The organism is Wenzhouxiangella sediminis, assembly GCF_003410055.1.
Lineage (GTDB): Bacteria > Pseudomonadota > Gammaproteobacteria > Xanthomonadales > Wenzhouxiangellaceae > Wenzhouxiangella > Wenzhouxiangella sediminis.
Map to the genome: position 1 here is coordinate 188602 of NZ_QUZK01000037.1, position 20679 is coordinate 209280.

Below are 20679 nucleotides of genomic sequence, written 5' to 3' on the forward strand. Positions count from 1 at the left end.
CATGCCCTCGAGTCGTCCTACTGTTATAGTTCACCAACACACTTGATTGCCCCATCCGAGGCGAGCCGAATCATGAACAAGACGCTGTCACTTCTGCTGGTTGCGAGCCTGGGGCTTGCGACGGCTTGTGGATCGAAGCAGTCAACCGCCGTGAACGAGGAGAAGGAGGAATCGCCGGCGGTGCCGGTCGAGGCGGTTGCCGCCCGGCAGGATGCCATCGAGGCCTTCTACTCGGCCACGGCTACCCTCGAGGCCGACGGCGAGGCGGCGGTCGTGCCGCGCGTGGGCGGCCGGATTACCGCCCTGGAAGTCGAAGAAGGCGATCGCGTTGCTGCCGGCGACGTGCTGGCGCGGATCGACGACGAGCGCCTCCGACTGGAGCTGCTGCGCGCCGAAGCCGATCTCAAGCGCCTGCGCCAGGATCTCGAGCGCCAGCGCGAAATGCACGAGCGCGACATGATCAGCACCGAGGCCTTCGAGCGCCTCCAGTATCAGTTCGAGGCACAGCAGGCCGCCGTCGAGCTGGCCCGGCTCGAATTGTCCTACACGGCCATCGAGGCGCCCATCACCGGCGTCGTCTCCGAGCGCATGATCAAGGTGGGCAACATGGTTTCCACCAGCGAGCCGGTCTTTCGCGTGACGGCGCTCGATCCGCTGCAGGCGACCTTGCACGTGCCCGAGCGCGAACTGTCGCGCCTGGCCCCCGGTCAGGCGGCCTCCCTGAGCGCCGACGCCATTCCGGGCGAGCGCTTCGTCGGCGTCATCGATCGCATCAGCCCGGTCATCGACGCCGACTCGGGCACGTTCCGCGTCACGGTGGAGCTTCGCGATGAATCGGGACGGCTGCGGCCGGGGATGTTCGGTCGCTTCGACATCGTCTACGACCGCCGCGACCAGGCCGTGCTCGTTCCCGTCGAGGCGGTGCTGATCGAGGACGGCGAAGCCTCGGTGTTCGTCGTGGCCGACGGCCAGGCCCAGCGCCGGGGCGTGGAGGTCGGTTACCGCAACAACGGCGACTACGAAATCGTCGCCGGGATCGAACCGGGCGAGTCGGTGGTCGTGACCGGGCAGGCCAGCCTCAAGAGCGGGGCCCGCGTGCAGGTGCTCGGCAGCGAGGACGCCGAGCCGCCGCAGGCGATCAGCGAGCAGGCCGTGGCCGAAAACACCGAAGCGGTGGATATCTCGTCATGAACGTCATCCGCCTCGCTACGCGCCGGCGGGTGACGATTGCCATGTTCACCCTCGCCGTGCTGCTTTTCGGCCTGGTTTCGCTGTCCCGGCTCGATATCAGCCTGCTGCCGGACCTGGCCTATCCCACGCTGACCGTGCGCACCGAGTTCGCCGGGGCCGCACCCGGCGAGATCGAGAATCTCATCACCCGGCCCATCGAGGAAGTCGTCGGCGTCGTCCAGGGTGTGCAGCGCGTGCGTTCGATCTCCCGGACGGGGCAGTCGGACGTCACCCTGGAGTTCGCCTGGGGCAGCGACATGGATCGCGCCGCCATCGACGTGCGCGAACGCATCGAGCGATTGACCCTGCCGCTGCAGTCCGAACGCCCCCTGTTGCTGCGCTTCGATCCCTCGACCGAGCCGGTGATGCGCTTTGCGCTCTCGCGCGACACTTCCGAGGCCGCGCGCGAGGCCGACGCCGCCAGCCGCATCCTGCCCGGTGACGAAAGCGACCAGTTCGCGACCCTGCGCATCCTCCGGCGCCACGCCGAGGAGCGCCTCAAGAAGGACATGGAGTCCATCGAGGGCGTGGCCGCCATCACCGTCTCCGGCGGCCTGGAGGACGAAATCCAGGTCCTGCTCGACCAGTACCGCCTGGCCCAGCTCGATCTTGACCCCGCCGAGGTCGCCCAGCGGCTGCGCGCCGAGAACGTCAATCTCTCCGGCGGTCGCCTGGAGGAGGGCACACGGCAGTTCCTGGTGCGCACCATCAACGAATTCGAAACCGTCGAGGAAATCTCGGGCCTGATCGTGACCACCCGCGACGGCGAGCCGATCTACCTGCGCGACATCGCCGAAGTGCGCGAGGGCTGGCGAGAACGCGACGCCATCACGCGCGTCGACGGCCAGGAAATGGTCGAGCTGGCGCTCTATCGAGAAGGCGACGCCAACGTGGTTTCGGTGGCCCGGGCGGTCGAGCGGCGGCTGGGCCGGATCCGCTCCGAGTTGCCCGCCGACCTCGCGCTGACTCGCGTCTACGACCAGTCGGTCTTCATCCGCAACGCCATCGACGAGGTGGTGCAGGCGGCGTTGATCGGCGGCCTGCTGGCCATCGCCGTGCTCTACCTGTTCCTGAAAAGTGCGCGGGCAACGGTGGTCGTCGGCCTGGCCATCCCGGTCTCGGTCGTGGCGACCTTCGCGGCTATGTACGGCGCCGGACTGACCCTCAACATCATGTCGCTTGGCGGCATCGCCCTGGCCATCGGCCTGCTGGTCGATAACGCCATCGTCGTGCTGGAGAACATCGCCGCCAAGCGCGAGCAGGGCATGGGACTGATCGAGGCCGCGCGCGCCGGCGCCGGCGAGGTGTCCGGCGCGGTCGTGGCCGCGACCCTGACCACCATCGCCGTGTTCCTGCCGCTGGCCTTCGTCGACGGCATTGCCGGCCAGTTGTTCCGCGACCAGGCCCTGACGGTCACCTTCGCGCTGTTGGTCTCCCTCGCGGTGGCCCTGACCCTGATTCCCATGCTGGCCTCACTGGGTGAGCGTACGCGTAACGGCGTCGGCGGGGAGCTGCCGCTCGACGATTCGGACGTGGTGCGGCCCGACGGGCGGATGGCCCGCATGCGGGCGCGGCTTCAGGGCCTGGTCACGAGCCTTGCCGTGCTGCTTGCCCGCGTGGCCGGGGGCCTGTTCCGCGGGATCGGCCGCTTGCTGGCCCTGCTGCTGCGCCCGATGGTGGGGGCGTTCAACCGCGGCTACGATTTCCTGTCGCGCGCCTATCCGCGCGTGCTGGAAGCGTCGATGCGCCGGCGCGGCCGCACCGTGCTGCTGGCGGTCGGACTATTCGCTCTGGCCATGGCGATGGTGCCGCGCCTGGGCATGGAACTGGTGCCCGCCCTCGACCAGGGCGAGTTCCGCGTCGAGATCGCACTCAGCCCGGGCACCCCGCTCGAGCAGACCGGCGAAATGGTGGCTGGGCTGGCCGCCGTGGCCAGGCAGTGGCCGCAAGTCGAACGCACCGATGCGCTGGTGGGCACCGGCGATCGCATGGACGCCAACCCGGAAGAGGCCGGCGAGCACCGGGCCACATTCAACGTCGTGCTCAAGCCCGGCGCCGACGGCGAGGCGGTCCAGGCCGCCCTGCGCGACTACCTGGACGAACGGGCGGGCGTGGACTACACCATCGGCCAGCCGGAGTTGTTCACCCTCGCGACGCCACTGGAGGTCGAGGTCGCCGGCTACGACCTCGAGGACCTGAGAACCGTCGCCGCGCGGATCGCTGCGGGCATGAACGAGTCGTCCCGCTTCGACGACGTGCGCTCCTCGGCCGAGCAGGGCTATCCCGAGATCCGGATCCGTTTCGATCATGAGCGTGCTGCGCGGCTGGGGCTGCGGGCCGACCAGATCGCCGACACCGTCGTTCGCCAGGTGCGCGGCGACGTGCCCACCCGCTACAGCTGGCGCGAGCGCGAGATCGACGTGCGGGTGCGCGTAATCGACGAGCAGCGGGCCTCGCCCGAGCGTATCGGCCAGCTGGTCGTCAACCCGGGTGCCGAGCGTCCCGTCACGCTCGATGCGGTGGCCGACATCGACGTGGCTGTCGGCCCCGGCGAGATCCGTCGCGTCGGCCAGCAACGGGTGGCCGTGGTCTCGGCCGACGCCAGTTTCGGCGACCTGGGGTCCGCCGCGGCGGAGGCGAGAGAGATCATCGCGGCCATTCCCATGCCGCGGGGTGTGAGCGTGCGCGTCGCCGGCCAGAGCGACGAGATGCAGCGTGCCTTCGGTTCGCTCGTGCTCGCACTGGGCCTTGCCGTGTTCCTGGTCTACCTGGTCATGGCCTCGCAGTTCGAATCGCTGCTGCACCCCTTCGTGATTCTCCTGACCATTCCGCTGGCGCTCACCGGCGCGGTCTTCGCGCTGTGGCTGACCGGCACCACGCTGTCCGTCGTGGTCTTCATCGGGGTGATCATGCTCGCCGGCATTGTCGTCAACAACGCGATCGTGCTGGTCACTCGCATCAACCAGTTGCGTGCCGAAGGCATGCCGCGCGAGACGGCCATCGTCGAGGCCGGGCGCGCTCGCTTGCGGCCGATCGTGATGACTACGCTGACCACCGTTCTGGGCCTGCTTCCGCTGGCAATAGGCCTCGGCGAAGGGTCCGAAATGCGCGCGCCCATGGCGATCGCGGTCATCGGCGGCCTGTTGCTTTCGACGGCCCTGACCCTGGTCGTGATTCCCGTGGTCTACAGCCTGCTCGACCGGCGCCGCACGGCGGCCGACGACGGCACGGCTCGGGAAGCGGTGACGGCATCATGAATCGGCTGCCCCGCCTGGCCATCCGTCGCCCGGTGACGACCTGCATGGTCTTCTTGAGCCTGGCCGTGTTCGGCCTGGTCGCCACCCGGCTGCTGCCGCTGGAATTCTTCCCGGACGTGGACTTCCCCGGCATGATGATCGAGATCCCGTATCCCGGCAGTTCGCCCGAGGAGGTCGAGCAGCTGATCGCGCGTCCCGTCGAGGAAGCGCTGGCGACCATGGACGGCATCCAGCGCATGATCACCAACGTCGGCCAGGACGCGGTGATGCTGATCGTGTTCTTCGACTGGGATGCCGACATGGACGCCCGGGGCGTCGAGGCCAAGGACAAGATCGACGGCATCCGCCATCGCCTGCCCGATGACGTCGATCGCGTCTTCGTGCGACGTTTCACCAGCAGCAACGATCCCATCCTGGGGCTGCGCATCGGCTCCAACCGGGATCTCAGCGACGCCTGGGAGCTGCTGGATCGCAACGTCCGTCGTCGCCTCGAGCGAATCGAGGGCGTGGCCAGCGTGGAAATCGACGGCGTCGAGCCGCGCGAGGTCCGGATCCTGCTGCACGCCGACCGGGTAGCCGCGCACGGTGTCGACATCAACGCGCTGCGCGATCGGCTGCGCGGGGCCAACTTCTCGGTCTCGGCCGGCTACGTCGAGGACGATGCCGCGGGACGGCGCATTCGCGTCACGCCGCTGGGCACCTTCGCCGACGTGGATGAGATCCGGCGCCTGCCCATCAACGATCGCGGCCTGCGCCTGGGCGACATCGCCGAGGTCAGCGTCGAGTCGCCGCCGCGGCGCTACGAACGCCTGCTCGACGGGCAGTTCGCGGTCGGCGTGAACATCTTCTCCGAGAGCGGCGCCAACCTGGTCGAAGTCTCCGAGGCCGTGCTCGACGAAATCAACGCCATCAACGAACTGCCCGAAATGGAAGGGATCAACCTGTTCGTGCTCTTCAGCCAGGCCGAGGGCGTCGTGCAGTCGCTCAAGGACCTGGCCCTGGCCGGGCTGATCGGCGCGCTGATGTCGATGGTGGTGCTGTACGCCTTCCTGCGGCAGTGGGCGACCACCCTGATCGTGATGCTGTCGGTGCCGGCGGCGGTGCTGATCACGCTCGGGGCCATGTACTTCCTGGGCCTGTCGCTGAACATCCTGACCATGATGGGCCTGATGCTGGCCATCGGCATGCTGGTCGACAACGCGGTCGTCGTGACCGAGAGCATCTATCGCTGCCGGCAGCGCTTTCCCGACCAGCCGGGGCGCGCCACGCTCGTCGGCGTGCGCGAGGTGGCCATGGCCGTCACCGCCGGCACGCTGACGACCGTCATCGTGTTCCTGCCCAACATCTTCGGCGCCCAGAACGAGATCACGGCCTTTCTGTCTTTCGTCGCCTATGCCATCACCGTGGCGCTGATCGCCTCGCTGCTGATCGCCCAGACCATTATCCCGCTGCTCACGCTCAAGGTGCCGGCTCCGCCGCCGCCGAAGGCCGGCGGCTGGCTCAACCGCCTGACCGATGCCTACGCTTCGGTGCTCGACTTCAGCCTGCGGCGGCGCTGGCTTACGGCGCTTGGCGTGTTCGTCCTCCTGGCCAGCGCGGTCGTGCCGCTGGGCCAGATGAAGACCAACATGTTCCAGCAGGCCGAAGGCGACCGCATGATGTTGCACTACAACGTCGAGGGCACTTATTCACTCGAACGGGTTCGCCGCGACGTCGACCGCATCGAGGCCTACCTGCGCGACAACCAGGAGCGCTTCGGCTTCGAATCGCTCTACAGCTACTACAGCGAGGATCGTGCCGAAACCACCCTGATCCTCGATCCCGACCGGAAGGTCTCCAACGAGCGCATCCGCGAGCTCGTGCGCGAGGACCTGCCGGCCATCGCCATCGGGCGGCCGGGCTTCGAATTCCAGCGCGGGGGCGGCGGCGAGTCGCTCAGCCTGACCTTGCACGGGGAGTCGAGCGAGCGCCTTTTCCAGTTGTCCGACGAGGTCGCGCGCGTGCTCTCGACGGTGGAAGGCCTGGTCGATGTGCGGTCGGATTCGACCTCGGGTGCGCAGGAAGTGCAGGTGCGGGTGGACCGGCAGCGCGCCATCCGCCACGGCCTGTCGAGCCGGCAGGTCGCGCAGGCGATCTCGGTGGCGATGCGCGGCGATCGGCTCAACGAATTCCGCGGCCCCGAAGGCGAGATGACCATGCGCCTGGCCTTCCACGGCGGCGATCGGCAAAGCGCGGCGCAACTGGCCAACCTGCCGCTGGTCAACGACCGCGGCGAGCGCATCCGCCTGGCCGCGGTGGCCGATTTCGAGACCGTGGACGGGCCGACCAACGTCTTCCGGCTCAACCGGCGCACCAGTCTCAACGTCAACATGAACCTCGAGGACCTGTCGATGGGCGAGGCGCGGGAGGCCATCGGCGCCATGATGGAACAGGTCGCCCTGCCGCCGGGCTACGGCTGGAGTTTCGGCCAGGCCTTCCAGCGAGAAAACGACGCGATGACCCAGATGATGTTCAACATGCTGCTGGCGATCGCGCTGATCTTCATCGTCATGGCCGCGCTGTTCGAGTCGACGCTCTTCCCCGCCTCGATCGTCACCTCGATCGTGTTCTCGTTCATCGGCGTGTTCTGGTTCTTCTTCCTCACCGGTACCGAGATGTCGCTGATGGCGATGATCGGCATGCTCGTGCTGATGGGTATCGTGGTCAACAACGGTATCGTGCTCATCGATCACGTCAACAACCTCAGACGCCGCGGCATGCCGCGCGACGAGGCCGTGATCCAGGCCGGTCGCGATCGCCTGCGCCCGATCCTGATGACGGCGGCGACCACCATCCTGGCCATGATCCCGCTGGCCCTGGGCCAGACCCGCATCGGCGGCGACGGCCCGCCTTACTTCCCGATGGCCCGGGCCGTGATCGGCGGCCTGGCCTTCTCGACCGTGGTCAGCCTGGTGGTCGTGCCCTTCGTCTACGTGCTGCTGGATCGGCTGCGCGGCTGGACGCGGGTCGTGCGCCAGCGTGCGTCGCTTGGAACGAGGCGCAGCTACTGAAGCCTCGAGAGCTTATCGATCTGGTTCGACAGCTCGCAGACCTTGGTCTTGTGCTCTTCCAGGCGCTGGCGTTCCTTGTCGACCACCTCGGCCGGCGCGTTGTCGACGAAGCGTTCGTTGGCGAGCTTCTTTTCGGCCTGGGCCAGCCCTTTCTGTTCGCGTTCGAGCTGCTTGTTCAGCCGCGCGACTTCCTCCCCGATGTCGACCAGGCCGGCCAGCGGTATCAATAGCCGCAGGTTGCCGGCCAGGGCAACGGCACAATCGCCGCTGTCGCGGTCGTCCGACACCCGCTCGATCGACTCGATGCGCGCCAGGCGCCGGATCAGGCTGCCAAATCGCTCCAGGCGTTCGTGGTCATCGTCGCCGCCGAGCTGCACCATCAACGGCATCGGTTTGCCCGGTGCCAGGCCGAGTTCGGTGCGCGCCGAGCGGATGGCGGAGATCACGGTCTTGAGCCACTCGGCGTCCTGCTCGGCCGCTTCGTCGATGGCGCCGGCTTCCGGCCAGCGCGTGGCCATGATGGTTTCGGCTTCAACGCCGGCGGGGATGCGCACGCGCTGCCAGATTTCCTCGGTGATGAAGGGCACGAAGGGGTGCAGCAGCTTGAGCGTGGCTTCCAGCACGGTGGCCAGGGTATGGCGCGTGGCCCGGGCCGTCGCCTCGTCGGCATCCTCGGCCAGGGCGGGCTTGGCGAGTTCGAGATACCAGTCGCAGAACTCGTGCCAGACGAATTCGTAGAGCGCTTTGGCGGCCAGGTCGAAACGATAGTCGGCCAGGGCGGCATCCACCTCGTTGATCGTCCGACCGAGCGCCGAGCGGATCCAGCGCGACAGGACGTCGTAGTCGCCTTCGGCCGGCACCGGCAGCTTCTCCTCGCCGGTGTTCATCAGCGTGAAGCGCGCGGCGTTCCAGAGCTTGTTGAGGAAGTTGCGGTAGCCCTCGCAGCGGCCCAGGTCGAACTTGATGTCGCGGCCGTGGCCGGCCAGGGCCGTGAAAGTGAAACGCAGGGCGTCCGCGCCGAAGGCGGGAATGCCGTCGGGGTATTCCTCGCGCGTGGCCTTCGCCACCGCCTTGGCTTTCTGCGGCTGCATCATCGAGGCGGTGCGCTTGTCCACCAGCGATTCGAGATCGATGCCGTCGATGAGGTCGATCGGGTCGAGCACGTTGCCCTTAGACTTCGACATCTTCTGGCCGTCGCGGTCACGGATCAGGCCGGTGATGTAGACCTGCTCGAACGGCACCTCGCCGGTGAAGTGCTTCGTCATCATGATCATCCTCGCGACCCAGAAGAAGATGATGTCGAAGCCGGTGATCAGCACCGAGGTGGGCAGGTAGCGATCAAAGCCCTCGCTGTTCATGCGCGCTTCGTTAGGCCAGCCGAGCGTCGAATGCGCCCATAGAGCGGACGAGAACCACGTCTCGAGGACGTCTTCGTCCTGTGTGAGCTTCGCGTCGGCGGGCAGGTCGCTGTTGGCGCGGGCCTCGTCCTCGGTGCGGCCGACATGGACGTTGCCGTCCTCGTCGTACCAGGCGGGAATGCGATGGCCCCACCACAGCTGGCGCGAGATGCACCAGTCCTGGAGGTTTTCCATCCAGTGCCGGTAGGTGTTGATCCAGTTGCCCGGCACGAACTCGACCTCGCCCGACTCGACCGCGTCGAGCCCGATCTTGCCGAGTTCGTCCATCTTTACGAACCACTGGTCGGTGAGATACGGCTCGATCACCTGGCCCGAGCGGTCCCCGCGGGGCACCATCAGCGTGTGCGGCTTTTCCTCGACCAGCAGGTCCTGCGCCTTCAGGTCTTCGATCACGCGCTTCCTCGCCTCGAAGCGGTCGAGGCCGCGGTAGGCCTCCGGCGCGTTGTCGTTGATCTCGGCCGTCGGGGTGAAGATGTTGATCGGTTCGAAGTCGTGGCGGCTGCCGACTTCCCAGTCATTGAAATCGTGCGCCGGCGTGATCTTCACGCAGCCGGTGCCGAATTCCATGTCGACGTATTCGTCGGCGACGACGGGAATCTGCCGGTCGGTCAGCGGCAGCTCGACCGTCTTGCCGACCAGGTCGGCGTAGCGATCGTCGTCGGGATGTACCGCCACGCAGACGTCGCCGAGCAGGGTTTCCGGGCGCGTGGTGGCCACGATGACGTCGCCTTCGCCGTCGGTACGCGGATAGCGAATCGACCAGAGCTTGCCCTGCTCCTCGCTGTTGACGACTTCGAGATCGGAGATGGCCGTCTTCAGGACCGGGTCCCAGTTGACCAGGCGCGGGCCGCGGTAGATCTTGCCTTCCTCGAACAGGCGCACGAAGGTCTCGTTGACCGCCTCCGACAGATCCGGGTTCATGGTGAAGCGCTCGCGCGACCAGTCGGCCGAAGCGCCCAGGCGTCGCATCTGCGAGGTGATGGTCGAGCCCGAATGTTCCTTCCAGTCCCAGACCTTCTCGATGAACTCCTCGCGCGTGTAGTCGTCGCGCTTGCCGCCCTCGGCCTCGATCTGGCGCGTGACGACCATCTCGGTGGCGATGCCGGCGTGATCGACTCCGACCTGCCAGAGCGTGTCGCGCCCTTTGAGCCGCTGGTAGCGGATCAGCGCGTCCATCAGGGTGTGCTGGAAGGCGTGACCCATGTGCAGCGTGCCGGTGACGTTGGGTGGCGGCAGCAGGATGGTGAACGGCTCGCCTTCGCCGGAGGGCTTGAAGCAGCCTTTATCTTCCCAGTAGGGATACCAGCGCGCTTCGATTTGGTCGGGGTTGTAGGTCTTGTCCATGGTCTTCGGGATCTCTGTGGTCTCGAAGGCTTCAGGTTTCAGGTTTCAGGTTTCAGGAAAGACCAATCGAAGCCCGCCCCTGAAACCTGAAACCTGAACCCTGAAACCCTGCTTTCTATTTCAGTACATGATGTTGCAATTCCGCGCCGCGTTCCTTCCAGGCCATCCAGCGCTCGCGCAGTTTCTGCTTGAGCGATTCGTCGGGCGGCACGATTTCCAGCACGCGCTGGTAGCGCCCCTCGGGAAGCGGAGCCGCCGGATCCAGGTTGATCAGGATGCCGGCTTCGGCCGGCGCCTTCTCGAGCAACTGGATGGGTGCCTTCGCGGGTGCGCGATCGTGCGGAAGGAAACGGCCCTCGGGTTGCGCCCACAGCTGCTCGTCAAGCTTCGCCAGGTCGCCGGCAGACCCGACGACGGCAATGTCCTTCGTCGCCGGCCAGGCCTTCGAAACCAGCACCCCGGCCACGTACAGCGGATCGGAAAACCGCCCGCCCATTTCGTAGAAGTCCACTCTCATGGGCTGGAAAAGCCTCTCGCAAAGGCGCTATGGCGCAAAGGACGCAAAGCTACGATAAGTATGTCTGATTCCTGGTGCTTCACCGGAGCGCATTACCGTTTCTTCCTTCTGGAGAACTTGATCATTTTCCCTTGCGACCCTTGCGCCTTGGCGCCGTTGCGAGAAATCAATCCCCACCGGCGGGAAACGAAGACGTGATACCCAGGGACGCGCCAGGGCTCAGTCGAGGGCGTCCCAGCCGCCGGCGCGGTGCACGAGCCAGTCGACGAGCATGCCCACGGGCCGGCCCGTGCCGGATTCGGGCTTGCCCCACTGCCAGGCCGAACCGGCGCAGTCGATGTGGGCCCAGCGCTGGCCTTCGGCGAAGCGCGACAGGAAGCAGCCGGCGGTAATCGAGCCGGCCGGCATGCCGCCGATGTTCTTCATGTCGGCGAACGGCGACTCGATCTGCTCCTGGTAGTCGTCCCACAGGGGCAGGCGCCAGGTGCGGTCGGCCGAGCGCTGGCCGGCGGTGAGCAATTCTTCGGCCAGTTCGTCGTCCTGCGTCATGACCGCGCTGGCGTGATGACCCAGGGCCACGACGCAGGCACCGGTCAGGGTGGCCATGTCGACGGTCGTCTGCGGCTTGAGCTTCTGGCCGGTCCAGGACAGGGCGTCGGCCAGGATCATGCGGCCCTCGGCATCGGTGTTGTGAACTTCGATGGTCTTGCCGTTCATCGCCGTGATGACGTCGCCGGGGCGGTAGGCCTTGCCGTCGGGCATGTTCTCGACCGCGGCGACCACGCCCTCGACGTTCATCGGCAGGCCGAGTCGGGCGACAGCTTCGATGGCGCCGATCGTGGCGGCTGCGCCGCCCATGTCGAACTTCATCTGTTCCATCAGGTCGCGCGGCTTGATCGAGATGCCGCCGGTATCGAAGGTCACGCCCTTGCCGACCATGGCCAGCGGGGCGTCGCCGGAAGCGCCGCCCTTCCAGCTCAGGCGAATCAGGCGTGGGCGGTTGGCGCTGCCCTCGGCGACTGCCATCAGGGCGTTCATGCCGAGCGAGCGCATCGTGTCTTCCTCGAGAATCTCGACTTCGAGCTTGGCGTGCTCGGCGGCCATCTTCTCGGCGGTTTCGGCCAGGTAGGCCGGCGTGCAGATATTGGGCGGCAGGTCGGCCAGGTCGCGGGCGCGCCGGACGCCGGCGGCGATCGCCGAGGCCAGCGACAGCTGCTGCGCTGCGCCGTCTCCGCCCGGGAAGCTGACCGTTTCGGTCGCCGGCGGTGCGTCGTCCTTGGGTTGCTTGGTGGCGCTGTAGATGTAGTCGGCGTAGACCAGCGCGATGCCGGCCTGCCGCAGCTTCCAGTCGTTGCCGCGGTCGGCCACGTCGGCGTCGGCGAGCAGGCAGTGAGCCGACTTCGCCCGAGATTGTCTCAGGGCCTTGCCGGCGGCCTTGACGGCCTTGTCGAAGGCGACGCCGTCGAACTTCTCGGTCTTGCCGAGTCCAACGATGAGCAGCCGGTCCGCCTGGATGCCCGGCACGGCGTGCAGCATGACCGTCTGGCCGGCCTTGGCCGGCAGGTCGCCGCTTTCATGCAGGCGTGACAACAATCCGTCGCTGGCACGGTCGATTTCGGCTAGGTGGCCCGAAAGCCCGTCTTCACTCAGGCCGGCGATCAGGCAATCGGTATCAACCGCGGTCGGCGCGGCATCGGTGGTTGTAAACTGCATGGGTTCTCAAGTCCTGCTCAGATTCGAAGTTATTCTGCATGATAATGGCAGCCCTTCATTGTAACCATCAGCGGCTGAAGTCCGGATGCTGATTCTCCAGCGCTATATCCTGCGGCAGGGCCTGCTCGCCAGCGTCCTGAGCCTGGTCGTGTTTCTCGGCGTGGTCAGCGCGCTGTTCCTGGCCGAACTGCTCGGCGAGGCGGCGCAGGGCGACCTGCCCGGAGGCAGCGTGCTCCTGATGCTGGTGCTCAGACTGCCCGAGGCCATCATGCTCGTCGGGCCGCTGGCCCTGCTCACGGGGCTTCTCATGACGCTCGGCCGGCTGCAGGAAGAGAGCGAGATGGTGGTGATGCGAAGCGGGGGGCTGGCTTACCGCAAACTGCTGCGGCCCGTGGCTTCCGTCGCGTTGCTCTGGGCCGGGGGGCTGCTGATCGTGTCCGGCTGGCTTTCGCCGCTGGCGGTGGAGCGTTCGGCCACGCTGCTCGCCGACGCCGCGCGCAACGCCGTGGTGGCCGGCTTGCGGCCGGGGCAGTTCGATCGTCTCAACCAGGGCCGCACGACGATCTACGTCGGGGGCATCGACCGCCGCAGCGACGAACTCAGCGACATCTTCATCCAGCACATGGAGGACGGCACGACGCAGGTCCTGACGGCCAGCAGCGGGCGGCTGTGGCTGCCCGGCGAGGACGAGGATCGTTACCTGCTGCTCACCGACGGCCACCAGGTGTCGCATCTTTCGGAGCCGCTCGAGGGCGGGATTCGCGAGATGTCGTTCGCGCGCAATGAATTGAAGCTTCCGGCGCCCGAGGACGCGTCGGTCGAAAGCGAGGCGAGCTTTTCCCTGCCGCAGCTCTGGCCGGCCGACACGCCTTCCGAGCGCCGGGAGTGGCACTGGCGCCTGGCCGCACCGCTGGCCGGGGTTCTGCTCGGCCTGCTCGCCCTGCCGCTGTCGAGCCGCAAGCCGAGGCAGGGGCGGCACGGCAGCGTCGTCGCGGCCCTCCTCCTCTACCTGGTCTACAGCAACGCCATTCATGGTGGGCTCATTCTCATGGAGCAGCACGAAGCGATGCGCGGTCCGGGGCTCTGGCCGGTTCACGGCGCCCTTTTGCTGCTCGTGCTCGGCCTGTTCTGGCGGCACTGGAGGGCGTGGTGACCGCGGGCATCCTGGGGCGCTACATCAGCCGCACGGTCCTGGTGTGGGTGCTGATCGTGGCCGTGCTGCTCGTCGGGCTCTACACGCTGATCGAAGTGGTGCGCGAAGCGCAGGACATGTCCGGCGACTACGGGCCGCTCCAGGTGCTGGCCTTCATCGTCCAGACCATGCCCAGCCGGCTCTACGACATTTTCCCGTTCGCCGCCCTCATCGGCACCATGCTGGGGCTCGGGGGGCTGGCTGCAACGAACGAGCTGGTTGCCATGCGCGCTGCCGGCTACGACCGCGGGCGGATCCTGGCTTCGGTGATGCTCTCGGTCGGAGCGTGCCTGATTGTGCTGTTCATGCTGGCCGAGTTCGTCATTCCGGGGCTGGAGGCGCGTGCCAACGCCCAGCGCGACCAGTGGCGAAGCGGGCAGGTTCATCTGGGCCGCTTCGGGGCGCTCTGGCTGCGGGACGGCAACATGATGCTTCGCATCGGCTACTCGGCCTGGGCCGACGACAACCGGCCGGAGTTCGGCAACGTCCTGGTCTACCGCATTGAAGAAGGCATGAAGCCGACCCTGGTGATGCATGCAACGGGGGCGACGCATACCGGCGATTCCTGGCAGTTCCGCAACGTGTCCCGTCGCGCCGTTTTCGAGGGCGGTGAGTCCACGCGTGAGAGCCCCGTGACCCTGGATTCAACACTCAGTTACGACCTTTTCTCCTCGGCGGTGAGCAAGCCGCGAATGCTTGCCATCGGTGACCTGGTCGGCATGATCGAATTGCTCGACGCCAATGAACTGGATACCGGGCAGTACCGGCAGGCGCTCTGGAATCGGCTGTTCTTCCCGCTCAACGTCCTGGCCATGATTCTTGTCAGCTTGCCGTTCGCCTTCCGGGGCGGACGACAGGGCGGACGGGGACTCAGCACCTTCGTGGGTCTTTCGCTGGGGCTGATGTTCTTCGTCATCAGCCGGCTCATCAAGGGCACCGCCATGCTCTGGCCCGGTCCGTTGTGGCTGTTGATGATCCTGCCCGCGCTGTTCTTTGGCGTGATCGGGCTGCTGCTGTTGAGAAGGCTCTAGTCGTGGGGCGTGCCGGTCCGGTGCCGGTTCAGTTCGATGATCGGTGCTTGTCCGCCTTGGGAATGACCACGAGCCCGGTGGCCGAAGCCAGATCGTGCCAGGTGCGTCGCCGTGGCTCGAACAGGCTCCACAGGAAGCCGAGGCCGAGCGCGGCCGCCGAAATCCAGGCAACAAGGAATCTCACTACGGTTGCGCCCCAGCTGACCCGCTCTCCTTTTCTTGCGACGAGTTTCACGCGCCAGGCCCTCATTCCGACAGTCTGTGCGCGCAGTCGCCAGCAGACTGCGAAGTAGGCCCACCAGACGACGAGGATGTAGGCCTGGAACCAGAGCGTGCCCGAGCGGATCTCCGATCCCGCCGGAATCACGACGAAGGCCGCTGCGACCATCACGAGCGCAATGACGAGCAATGTGTCGTAAACCATTGACGCCACACGTCGGAGTAGCCCGCAGGGCGCGAGGTGGCCGGGAACCATGGCTTCGCTTGAAGGGTTTTTGTCGTTCACGGGATTTGACGTCGGGCCCGGATGCGGGTAGGTTCCGCATTCCGGCAATTCGGTGCGGGTTCGCGACGGCCCCTCGTCTTTCAATTCGGGGGTGTGCGCGGTATTCTAGTTCGATTGCCGGTCTAGGCCAATGCCAAGACATTTGCAAAGCCACGAATTTCAAGCATAGCGGATACGACAATGTCACAACATTCAACCCCTATTTCACGCCTGCTGGTGCTGGGCTCCGGGCTGATGCTCGGCGCTTTCGCCGCCCACGCGCAGGTGCTTGACCGCAGTATCGATACCGAAAACCGGATCACGCGTCAGGCCGCGCAGACCCAGGAGCGGATCAACCAGGTCGACGAAGAGACCCAGCAGCTGATCGACGAGTATCGGCAGGTTCTCGCGGAGACCGAAAGCCTGCGTGCCTATAACGAACAGATGCAGGCGGTGGTCAACAACCAGGAAGAAGAGATTGCCTCGATCAACGAGCAGCTCGAGGGCCTGGAGCAGACCAACCGCGACGTCGTCCCGCTGATGATCGAGATGGCCGAGACCCTCGAGCAGCTGGTGCAGGCCGACGTGCCCTTCCGCCTCCAGGAGCGTCTCGATCGAGCCGACAACGTCGTCGATACGCTGGATCGCTCGGATATCACCAACTCCGAGAAGTTCCGCCTCATCATCGAGTCCTACCAGGCTGAACTGGAGTACGGGCGCACGATGGAGGCCTATCGCGGCGCGTTGCCCGACGGCCAGCAGGTCGAGTTCCTGCGCGTGGGCCGCACCCTGCTGTTCTGGCAGTCGCTCGACGGCGAGTCGACTGGCTGGTGGAACCCGAACAGCCGTCAGTTCGAACAGCTCGACGACGGCTACCGGCTGCCCGTCAGCGACGGCCTGGCGATTGCCCGCAACCAGGTCGCGCCCGACCTGATTCCGCTGCCCGTGCCCGCCCCGGAGAGTGAATGATGAGCATGACTAGACTTCTTATTGCAGTGCTGGCGCTGGCCATGCCCTTCGCGGCCAGCGCGCAGGACACCCTCGACGAGCTCCTGCAGCAGGTTCAGCAGGCAGCTCAGGAAGAACAGCGCGTGGACCAGCAGCGCCTGCAGCGTTTCATCAACGAGCGCAACAATCAGCGCCAGCTTCTCGAAGAGGCTCGCGCCGAACTGCGCGCCGAAGAGCAGCGCTCCGATCGCCTGCAGAACCAGTTCGACGAGAACGAACTGCAGCTGGTCGAGCTGGAAACGACCCTGGATGAGCGTATGGGCAACCTCGGCGAGCTGTTCGGCGTTGTCCGCCAGGTCGCCGGCGACCTGCGCGGCAACCTGGCAGAGTCGATGGTCAGCGCGCAGTACCCCGGCCGCTCGGAGTTCTTCGCCAACCTGGCCGAGGCGCGCGAGCTGCCCACCGTCGGCGAACTGCGCCAGATGTGGTACGAAATGGTGCGCGAGATCACCGAGTCGGGCAAAGTCGTCGAGTTCCAGTCCGACCTGATCAACGCCGACGGCGTGCGCGAAGAAAACCGCGAAGTCGTCCGCGTCGGCGTGTTCAACGTCGTCTCCAACGGCAAGTTCCTGCAGTGGGACGGCGATCAGGGCCTGCTCGTCGAGCTGCCCCGCCAGCCGGCCGGCCGTTTCCAGAACATGGCCGAGAACCTGCAGCAAGCCAGCGGCGACGAAGTGGTCGACATGGCCATCGACGGTACCCGCGGCGCCATCCTGGCGCAGGTCGTTCGCGCCCCGACCATTCAGGAACGCATCCGCCAGGGTGCCGAGGTCGGTTACGTGATCATCGCCCTGGGTATCTTCGGCGTTCTGTTCGCCCTGTGGCGCGGCATCGTGCTGACGATCAAGGGCAACGCCATCAAGCGCCAGCTCAAGCGCGAAGAGGCCGACGAGGGCAACGCCCTGGGCCGCGTGCTGAAGGTCTACCAGGACAACCCGGATCAGGATGTCGAAACTCTCGAGCTGAAGCTCGACGAAGCGATCCTGCGCGAGACCGCGCCGCTGGAATCGGGCCTGCCGCTGATCAAGGTGCTGTACGTGGTGGCGCCGCTGATCGGTCTGCTCGGTACCGTGGTCGGCATGATCCAGACCTTCCAGCAGATCACGCTGTTCGGTACGGGTGATCCGCGCATGATGGCCGGCGGTATTTCGATGGCACTGATCACGACCGTCCTGGGTCTGACGGTGGCCATCCCGCTGACGATTCTCCACAGTCTGCTGCAGAGCCGCAGCCGCTCGCTGATCCAGATCCTGGAAGAGCAGGCCGCCGGCATCATTGCACGACTCGCAGAGCGTCGCCATGGTAGCGCTAGCTAATTTCTTCGACTCGATTCGCGGGTTCATCGAGCTCGGCGGGGACGTCCTCTGGGCGATCTTCGCCGTGCTCCTGGTGATGTGGACCCTGATCATCGAGCGCTACTGGTTCTATTTCCGTGTTCTGCCCGAGCGTCGAAAGGAAGTTCTCGATCAGTGGCAGCAGCGGACGGACCACCAGTCCTGGCATGCCAGCCGGATCCGCGAGGAGCTGATCAGCAAGGTCGGCCAGGAAATGCAGCGCAACATTCGAACCATCCAGACGCTGATTGCCGTTTGCCCGCTGCTCGGGCTGCTTGGAACGGTGACCGGCATGGTGGCGGTCTTCGACGTCATGGCCTTCTTCGGCACGGGCAACGCCCGCGCCATGGCCGCCGGCGTGTCGCAGGCCACCATTCCCACCATGTCGGGCATGGTCGCGGCCCTGTCGGGGCTGTACTTCGGTTCCTTCCTCGAGCGCAAGTCGGAGATCGAGACCGAGCGTCTCGAGGACTTGCTGCGGTTCGACTGAACGACCAGCTGGCTATTGGCGTCGCAAACAGGTTTAACTAGAACATGGCACGCAGACACGCAACAAAGGATGAGCCCGAGATCAACATCACGCCGATGTTGGACATCGTGTTCATCATGCTGATTTTCTTCATCGTCACCACGTCGTTCATCCGCGAGACGGGGGTCGAGGTCAACAAGCCGACGGCATTGACCGCGGAACCTCGTCCACAAGGTAATGTTCTAATTGCCATACGGGAAAACGACGAAATCTGGATGAACAAGCAGCAGGTCGAGATCCACCAGGTTCGCCCGGAGGTCGAGCGAGCGAAAGCCGAGAATCCTGAATCGGCCGTGGTGCTCATTGCCGACCGGGGCGCCCGCACGGGCATGCTGGTCGAGGTCATGGACCAGGTCCAGGCCGCCGGCATCAACCGCATTTCGATCTCGGCCGAGCCGGAAGGCGGGAGGTAACCATGGGTTCCGGAATTCGCTACGCCGTTGCCGTCGTGCTGGCCGTCGTGGTCACGCTGGTGACCTTCTACATCATGCACACCCTGATCTCGGGTGCCGGTGGCGAGCGCGAAAAGCTCGAGCCGCCGCCGGGGATTCGCTTCGGGCCGGTCGAGATCGACGATACCATCGAGGAGCGTGATCGGCGTCGTCCGCCGCCGCCGCCGCCGCCGGAAGAACCGCCCCCGCCGCCGGACATGGAAATCGCGCAGATGGAGCAGCAGGTCCAGGAAATGCCTCAGCTGGACATGCCGGATCTCGATCTGTCGATGTCGGGCACCGGACCCTTCCTGGGCTCGATGAGCCAGGCCGACCGCAATGCGGAAGGCGACGTCGTGCCGCTGGTGCGCATCCAGCCCCAGTATCCGCGTGACGCCGCCGTGGCCCAGATCGAGGGTTACGTGACGATCCAGTTCACGATCGACGAAACCGGTTCGGTGCGTTCGCCGCGGGTGATCGACTCCCAGCCGCCGCGAGTCTTCGACCGCGAGGCGATTCGCGCCATCCTGCGCTGGAAATTCAAGCCGCGCGTCGTCGACGGCCAGGCCGTGGAACGTCAGGCGACCCAGACTATCGACTTCTCTCTGGACGACGCATGATGAAGACTGCCAACATTGTTTTGCTGAGCGCGCTGTTCGTCGTTTCCGGTCAGGCATTGGCCCAGACCGAAGTGGCGGGCTACCAGTGCGGAGTGGAGCGCGAGGTCTCGGCCGGCGCGCTCACCGAGCGGACCTACAATCGCCTCAGCGATATCTACGAGATGATCGGCGAGGACAACTACGCCGAAGCCTATCCGGCACTCGAGTCGCTGCTCGAACGCAATCGCACGGACGAATACGCCAGCGCCACGATTCTCCAGGCCATGGCCTTCGTTCGCGCCCAGCAGGAGCAGTACGAGGACGCGATCAACTTCTTCAAGCGCGCGATCGATCTCAACCAGCTGCCCAACAGCCAGCATTACCAGATGATCCTGCAGGTCGCGCAGCTCTACTACACGATAGATCGCTTCAGCGACGCTCTCGATCAGCTCGATATCTGGTTCTGCGTTACGCCCGATGAGCAGGAAAACAAGGTCGACGTGTGGGTCATGAAGGCCAGCATCCACGCCCAGATCGACGAGTTCCGCGAGGCGATCGCAGCTATCGAACGCGCCATCGCGCTCTCCGACGAGCCCAAGGAACAGTGGTACCAGCTCAAGCTCGGCATGCACTTCGAGCTCGAAGAATACGCTGCGGCGGCGGAAGTGCTCCAGATTCTCATTCGGATGAATCCGGAGAAGAAGAGCTATTGGGTTCAGCTTGCCTCGGTTTATGTCCAGCTCGATCGCAATCGCGATTCCATGGCCGTGCTGTCGCTGGCCCATCGCAAGGGGCTGCTCGACAAGCAGGGCGAGTACATGCAGCTGGCCAGCCTGCAGCAGGAATTCGACTTTCCGCGCAAGGCCGCCGAAGTGCTCCAGGAAGGCCTGGAACAGGGCATCGTCGAGAACACCCGTCGCAACTGGGAAATGGCCGGCGGCGCCTGGTACGAGGCCAAGGAGCTCGAGCGTGCACTCGACGCCTATGAACGGGCGGGCGCGCAATCGACCGACGGCAAGATCGACCTTCAAAGAGCGTTCATCCTGACCGACCAGGAGCGCTGGGAAGAAGCGGTCGAAGCGCTCAGTCGAGCCGTCGAGCTCGGCGGCCTGTCGGACAGCCAGACGGGCAATGCTTACCTGTTGCTGGGAACCGCCCTGTACAACACGGGCGATGTGGATGGCGCGCTGGAAGCCTTTAACGAGGCAACGGATTATGGCAGAGTAGAAACTGCTGCGAGGGAGTGGATGAACCATATCCGCAATGAACGCTCTCGCCGGGCGAGTAGTTAGATAATCCTGATCACGACCCAGGGAGGTCAGCATCATGCAAATCAACGAAGAAACCCAGCTGGAACAACAGGTGCCTGACCAGGGGACCGCGACGGCTTCGACCCCGGCATCGCCTGGCGCCTCCGCGCCGGCCGCCAAGAAGGCCGCCAAGAAGAAGGCGACCAAGAAGAAGGTTTCGAAGAAGGCCTCCAAGAAGAAGGCCTCCAAGAAGAAGGCTTCCAAGAAGAAGGCTTCCAAGAAGAAGGCCTCC

General features: G+C 65.6%; 16 protein-coding genes. 12 read left to right on the forward strand and 4 right to left on the reverse strand.

Going from position 1 to position 20679, the window contains the following annotated elements:
* Positions 1-72 precede the first annotated feature (72 nt).
* Genes DZC52_RS09450 through DZC52_RS09460 form a run of 3 tightly spaced genes read left to right on the forward strand, consistent with a single transcriptional unit; the run spans position 73 to position 7537 of the window.
* On the forward strand, positions 73-1191 hold the full coding sequence (locus tag DZC52_RS09450; RefSeq protein ID WP_116650892.1) for an efflux RND transporter periplasmic adaptor subunit: 1119 nt from the start codon (positions 73-75) through the stop codon (positions 1189-1191).
* Positions 1188-4487 (forward strand): efflux RND transporter permease subunit, encoded by a 3300-nt coding sequence (locus DZC52_RS09455; protein WP_116650893.1) that lies wholly within the window; start codon positions 1188-1190, stop codon positions 4485-4487. The genes DZC52_RS09450 and DZC52_RS09455 overlap by 4 nt, the downstream gene beginning before the upstream one ends.
* A complete protein-coding gene (locus tag DZC52_RS09460) occupies positions 4484-7537 on the forward strand; it encodes an efflux RND transporter permease subunit (RefSeq protein WP_116650894.1) in 3054 nt (1017 codons plus the stop codon). Before DZC52_RS09455 ends, DZC52_RS09460 begins: the two co-directional genes overlap by 4 nt.
* Here the strand turns inward: DZC52_RS09460 and DZC52_RS09465 are convergent.
* The 3 genes from DZC52_RS09465 to DZC52_RS09475 all read right to left on the reverse strand — a co-directional run bounded on the left by DZC52_RS09465 (position 7531) and on the right by DZC52_RS09475 (position 12529).
* The gene (locus DZC52_RS09465; RefSeq protein ID WP_116650895.1) at positions 7531-10299 is read right to left on the reverse strand and encodes a valine--tRNA ligase; all 2769 of its coding nucleotides are present in this window, start codon (positions 10297-10299) and stop codon (positions 7531-7533) included. The two genes, DZC52_RS09460 and DZC52_RS09465, sit on opposite strands and share 7 nt — an antisense overlap.
* Before the next feature lie 115 nt (positions 10300-10414).
* The gene (locus DZC52_RS09470) at positions 10415-10816 is read right to left on the reverse strand and encodes a DNA polymerase III subunit chi (RefSeq protein WP_116650896.1); all 402 of its coding nucleotides are present in this window, start codon (positions 10814-10816) and stop codon (positions 10415-10417) included.
* 219 nt (positions 10817-11035) lie between these two features.
* Positions 11036-12529, reverse strand: a complete 1494-nt coding sequence (locus tag DZC52_RS09475; protein ID WP_116650897.1) for a leucyl aminopeptidase — start codon at positions 12527-12529, stop codon at positions 11036-11038.
* A gap of 85 nt (positions 12530-12614) precedes the next feature.
* On the opposite strand from DZC52_RS09475, the gene lptF reads away from it, so the two are divergent.
* Both lptF and lptG read left to right on the forward strand, forming a co-directional pair.
* Positions 12615-13682 carry an LPS export ABC transporter permease LptF gene (gene lptF, locus DZC52_RS09480; protein ID WP_116650898.1) on the forward strand — a complete coding sequence of 356 codons (1068 nt, stop codon included), beginning with the start codon at positions 12615-12617 and terminating at the stop codon, positions 13680-13682.
* Positions 13679-14752 (forward strand): LPS export ABC transporter permease LptG, encoded by a 1074-nt coding sequence (lptG, locus tag DZC52_RS09485; protein ID WP_181918874.1) that lies wholly within the window; start codon positions 13679-13681, stop codon positions 14750-14752. The genes lptF and lptG overlap by 4 nt, the downstream gene beginning before the upstream one ends.
* Positions 14753-14780: 28 nt before the next feature.
* On the opposite strand, the gene DZC52_RS09490 is transcribed toward lptG, so the two are convergent.
* A complete protein-coding gene (locus DZC52_RS09490) occupies positions 14781-15227 on the reverse strand; it encodes an RDD family protein (RefSeq protein ID WP_281268754.1) in 447 nt (148 codons plus the stop codon).
* Between the two features lie 210 nt (positions 15228-15437).
* Here DZC52_RS09490 and DZC52_RS09495 point away from each other — a divergent pair, with 210 nt between their 5' ends.
* The 7 genes from DZC52_RS09495 to DZC52_RS09530 form a co-directional block, all read left to right on the forward strand.
* Positions 15438-16205, forward strand: a complete 768-nt coding sequence (locus DZC52_RS09495) for a DUF3450 domain-containing protein (RefSeq protein WP_116650901.1) — start codon at positions 15438-15440, stop codon at positions 16203-16205.
* 5 nt (positions 16206-16210) lie between these two features.
* Complete coding sequence (locus DZC52_RS15740; protein WP_245960797.1) at positions 16211-17560, forward strand: MotA/TolQ/ExbB proton channel family protein; 1350 nt, start codon at positions 16211-16213, stop codon at positions 17558-17560.
* A complete protein-coding gene (locus DZC52_RS09505; protein WP_116650903.1) occupies positions 17544-18068 on the forward strand; it encodes a MotA/TolQ/ExbB proton channel family protein in 525 nt (174 codons plus the stop codon). Before DZC52_RS15740 ends, DZC52_RS09505 begins: the two co-directional genes overlap by 17 nt.
* A 44-nt stretch (positions 18069-18112) precedes the next feature.
* Complete coding sequence (locus tag DZC52_RS09510; RefSeq protein WP_116650904.1) at positions 18113-18520, forward strand: ExbD/TolR family protein; 408 nt, start codon at positions 18113-18115, stop codon at positions 18518-18520.
* Between the two features lie 2 nt (positions 18521-18522).
* Positions 18523-19158, forward strand: a complete 636-nt coding sequence (locus tag DZC52_RS15520; protein WP_181918876.1) for an energy transducer TonB — start codon at positions 18523-18525, stop codon at positions 19156-19158.
* Entirely contained in the window at positions 19158-20429 is a 1272-nt protein-coding gene (locus DZC52_RS09525) for a tetratricopeptide repeat protein (RefSeq protein ID WP_181918877.1), read from the forward strand. The genes DZC52_RS15520 and DZC52_RS09525 overlap by 1 nt, the downstream gene beginning before the upstream one ends.
* 34 nt (positions 20430-20463) lie before the next feature.
* Positions 20464-20679, forward strand: a 216-nt coding sequence (locus DZC52_RS09530) for a hypothetical protein (RefSeq protein ID WP_181918878.1), incomplete at its 3' end; no start/stop codon positions are given.

Bases quoted from the DNA above. Each gene is read 5' to 3' on its own strand.
- DZC52_RS09495 (WP_116650901.1), top strand. From the start codon at position 15,438: ATGTCACAACATTCAACCCCTATTTCACGCCTGCTGGTGCTGGGCTCC.
- DZC52_RS09505 (WP_116650903.1), top strand. From the start codon at position 17,544: ATGGTAGCGCTAGCTAATTTCTTCGACTCGATTCGCGGGTTCATCGAG.
- DZC52_RS09450 (WP_116650892.1), top strand. From the start codon at position 73: ATGAACAAGACGCTGTCACTTCTGCTGGTTGCGAGCCTGGGGCTTGCG.
- DZC52_RS15520 (WP_181918876.1), top strand. From the start codon at position 18,523: ATGGGTTCCGGAATTCGCTACGCCGTTGCCGTCGTGCTGGCCGTCGTG.
- DZC52_RS09470 (WP_116650896.1), bottom strand. From the start codon at position 10,816: ATGAGAGTGGACTTCTACGAAATGGGCGGGCGGTTTTCCGATCCGCTG.
- DZC52_RS09525 (WP_181918877.1), top strand. From the start codon at position 19,158: ATGAAGACTGCCAACATTGTTTTGCTGAGCGCGCTGTTCGTCGTTTCC.
- DZC52_RS09460 (WP_116650894.1), top strand. From the start codon at position 4,484: ATGAATCGGCTGCCCCGCCTGGCCATCCGTCGCCCGGTGACGACCTGC.
- DZC52_RS09490 (WP_281268754.1), bottom strand. From the start codon at position 15,227: ATGGTTCCCGGCCACCTCGCGCCCTGCGGGCTACTCCGACGTGTGGCG.
- DZC52_RS09455 (WP_116650893.1), top strand. From the start codon at position 1,188: ATGAACGTCATCCGCCTCGCTACGCGCCGGCGGGTGACGATTGCCATG.
- DZC52_RS09475 (WP_116650897.1), bottom strand. From the start codon at position 12,529: ATGCAGTTTACAACCACCGATGCCGCGCCGACCGCGGTTGATACCGAT.
- lptF (WP_116650898.1), top strand. From the start codon at position 12,615: ATGCTGATTCTCCAGCGCTATATCCTGCGGCAGGGCCTGCTCGCCAGC.
- DZC52_RS09510 (WP_116650904.1), top strand. From the start codon at position 18,113: ATGGCACGCAGACACGCAACAAAGGATGAGCCCGAGATCAACATCACG.
- DZC52_RS09465 (WP_116650895.1), bottom strand. From the start codon at position 10,299: ATGGACAAGACCTACAACCCCGACCAAATCGAAGCGCGCTGGTATCCC.
- DZC52_RS15740 (WP_245960797.1), top strand. From the start codon at position 16,211: ATGACTAGACTTCTTATTGCAGTGCTGGCGCTGGCCATGCCCTTCGCG.